The sequence below is a fragment of the Mycobacterium sp. UM_CSW genome, from assembly GCF_000455205.1.
Taxonomy (GTDB): domain Bacteria; phylum Actinomycetota; class Actinomycetes; order Mycobacteriales; family Mycobacteriaceae; genus Mycobacterium.
On record NZ_AUWQ01000169.1, the window covers coordinates 1 to 2,824 of the forward strand.

At 73.5% G+C, this 2,824-nt stretch carries 4 protein-coding genes; all 4 read right to left on the reverse strand.

Features of this window, described 5'->3' with window-relative positions; genetic code table 11:
* On the reverse strand, positions 1-712 hold a 712-nt coding region (locus N415_RS30255; RefSeq protein ID WP_239645740.1), incomplete at its 3' end, for a PfkB family carbohydrate kinase.
* Positions 709-1,278: an SIS domain-containing protein gene (locus N415_RS30260; RefSeq protein WP_068189967.1), complete on the reverse strand. Its 570-nt coding sequence runs from the start codon at positions 1,276-1,278 to the stop codon at positions 709-711. The genes N415_RS30255 and N415_RS30260, both read right to left, overlap by 4 nt.
* The gene (locus N415_RS30265; RefSeq protein ID WP_239645741.1) at positions 1,275-2,282 is read right to left on the reverse strand and encodes a glycosyltransferase family 9 protein; all 1,008 of its coding nucleotides are present in this window, start codon (positions 2,280-2,282) and stop codon (positions 1,275-1,277) included. Before N415_RS30265 ends, N415_RS30260 begins: the two co-directional genes overlap by 4 nt.
* The coding region (locus N415_RS30270; protein WP_152531656.1) for an HAD-IIIA family hydrolase at positions 2,279-2,824 on the reverse strand (546 nt) is incomplete at its 5' end. The genes N415_RS30270 and N415_RS30265, both read right to left, overlap by 4 nt.

Consider the following 2,824-nt stretch of genomic DNA (forward strand, 5'->3'; position numbering starts at 1 on the left):
GCACGCCGACGTGCTGGGCCCGCAGCCGGCGACCGTGCACGCGCGCGCCCTGGGCGCCGCGGGTGATGCACACCGCGGCGGCGCCCCACTTGTCCAGCAGCAGTTCTCCCGCATCGCCCCCGCTGTCGCCGCAAAACTGGCGCGCCTCTTCGTCGTTCGGGGTCACCAGCGCGCATCCCGGCACCGGCGGCGCGCCGCGCGGATGCGGATCCCAGACCATGGGCACGCGGGACGCCACACCGGACAGCGCCTCGCGGACGGCGGGCAGCGCGGTCACGCCCGCGCCGTAGTCGGCAACACAGATCGCTCGGGCTCCCGCGAGGGCCTCCCTCACCTCGACGGGCAGCGGTCGGTTCAGGGGGACGGCGTCGCCCCGATCCAGCCGAAGCATCGACTGACCCCGCGCCCGAATCCTCGTCTTGGTCACGGTCGTCCCGGTCATCGGCAGCGCAAGCACTTTGACGCCGGCGGCCGCGAGCAGCGCGCGCAGCTGCCGGCCGGCGTCGTCGGGGGCGATGCCGGTGATCAACGCCACGCCGGTCTCGGTCCTGGCCGCGAGCAGGGCCGCCAGCCCGGCACCACCCGGCCGTTGTACGAGCCGTTCGGCGTCGACCACCGGCACCGGGGCCTCGGGGCTGAGCCGGGTCGCCGAGCCCAGCACGTCGATGTCGAGTATCGAATCACCAACGACGACAAGCGGTTTGGCCGTCATGACGCCGCCTCCCGCAGCAGCACGTCGTCTAGGGCCATGCACAATCCGTGAATCAGCATCAAGTGGATCTCCTGCACCGTGGCCGTGGTCGGGGCGTCGACGCAGATCGCCTCGTCGCACATCGCGGCCAGCACGTTGGGCTCCGGACCCGTCAACGCCCACGTCACCATCCCGATGCCCTGCGCCGCCTTCGTCGCGGACAGCACGTTTCGGCTGGTCCCACTGGTGGACAGGGACACCAGCACGTCGCCGGGCCGGCCGTGCGCCCGCACGCCGCGCGCGAACATCTCTTCGGTGCCGTAGTCGTTGGCTATCGCGGTCAACGCCGACGTGTCGGCGTGTAATGCGATGGCGGACAGCGGCATTCGCTCCTCACGAAAGCGGCCGACGATTTCGGCGGTGAGGTGTTGCGCCTCCGCCGCGCTGCCGCCGTTGCCGCAGGCGAGCAGTCGACCCCCGTTCGTCAGCACCCACGCCAGCTGCCGGCCCCACCTGCGCAGCCGGTCCGCCTCGGAGCTGGTGCGGCCCACCGCCTCGCGCAGCGCATCGAAATGCACCTCGATCATCGCCTACCTCCCTCTTGCAATACCGCGTCGAGCAGTTCGGCGTCGCCGATCTGGTCCAGGCACGGGTGGCCCGGCACCGGGCAGACCCGGGCGCGGCTGGCCCGGCACGGCGCGAACTGGTCGCCCAGCACCCGCACCCGGCGCCCGAAGGGGCGCCATTGCGCGGCCGGCACCACGGGCGCGAACAGCGACACCACCGGCGCTCCGACCGCCGCGGCCAGGTGCGCGGGCCCGGTGTTCGGGACGACGACGACATCCGCCGCGGCGAACACCGCCGCGAGTTCGGCGAGGGTGGTCCGGCCGCCGAGGTCGAGCGCGACATCGCCGGCGACGGCGGCGGTCAGCTCGGCCTCGTCCGCGCCGCCGGTGACCACGACGCGGTAACCGGCGCCGGCCAGCGCGGCCACCATGGCCGCGCTGCGCCCCTGGCTCGGCCGCCGCGCCGGCACCGCGGCGCCCGGATGGAACACCACGAAGGGTCCGGGCGGGATCCGCCGTGGCGGCGGGCCGCAGGCGCGAATCCGCAGCGCGCCGTCGTCATTGGCGGGCAACCGGCAGCCGGCCGCCTCGGCGAGGGACAGCGCCCGTCGCGGCTCGGGGATTTCGTCGGGCACGTGGTGCCGCAGATCCAGCAGGGTGCCGGGGTAGTCGGTGCAGATCGCGCCCACCCAGGGAATTGACGCCATCCGGCATAACAGCGCCAGCGGCAGCGGCGACTGGTGAAACGAGGTGAAGATGTAGACCCGGCCGGGGGCGATGTCGCGCAGCTGCTTGATCAGCGCGCCGACGTGGTCGGCGGTCAATTCGGGGGAGTCGAAATCCACCCAGGGCGCCTGCCATTCGACGATCTCGTCGACCCCGACGAGCAGTTCGGCGGCGTCGCGGCCGCGCGGTCCGACCAGCATCACCACCCGGTCGTGGGAGTTGGCCACGGCGCGGATCGCCGGGCCGGTGATCAGCACGTCGCCGGCACTGTCCAGACGGGCCACCACTGCGGTATTCACCGGCACTCCCGCAAGACCAAAGAAGCTGCGTGGCAAAGGGTTTCGGCGATCTGGGCGTGGGCGCGGGCGTGTTGGATTTCGGCGGGCAGGGTGCGCGCGGTGGGCACCAGCACGGCCGCCGCATCGGCGGCCAGCGCGGCCTGGACGTCGCCCCCGGTGTCGCCGATCAGCACGCACCGCTCGGGCGGCACCCCCAGCGCTTCGGCCGCCGCCAGGACCATCCCCGGTTCGGGTTTGCGGCACCGGCACCCGTCGGCCTCCCCGTGGACGCAAACCTGCCAGGCGTCGAATGGGCCGAGGACCTCGTCGACCCGGGCGTTGACGGCGCTGAGCTGCTCGGGGCTGATCAGGCCGCGCGCGACGCCGGACTGGTTCGTCACGACCGCCAGCAGCAGGCCTTGCCGGCGCAGGCGGGCCAGGGCCCGGCCGGCGCCGTGGGTGGGCAGCACGCCCGCGGGGTCGTTGAGGTAGGGCTCGTCGACGATCAGGGTGTCGTCGCGGTCGAGCAGCACCGCCAGCGGCGGGTCGCGCCGGGCCCGGCG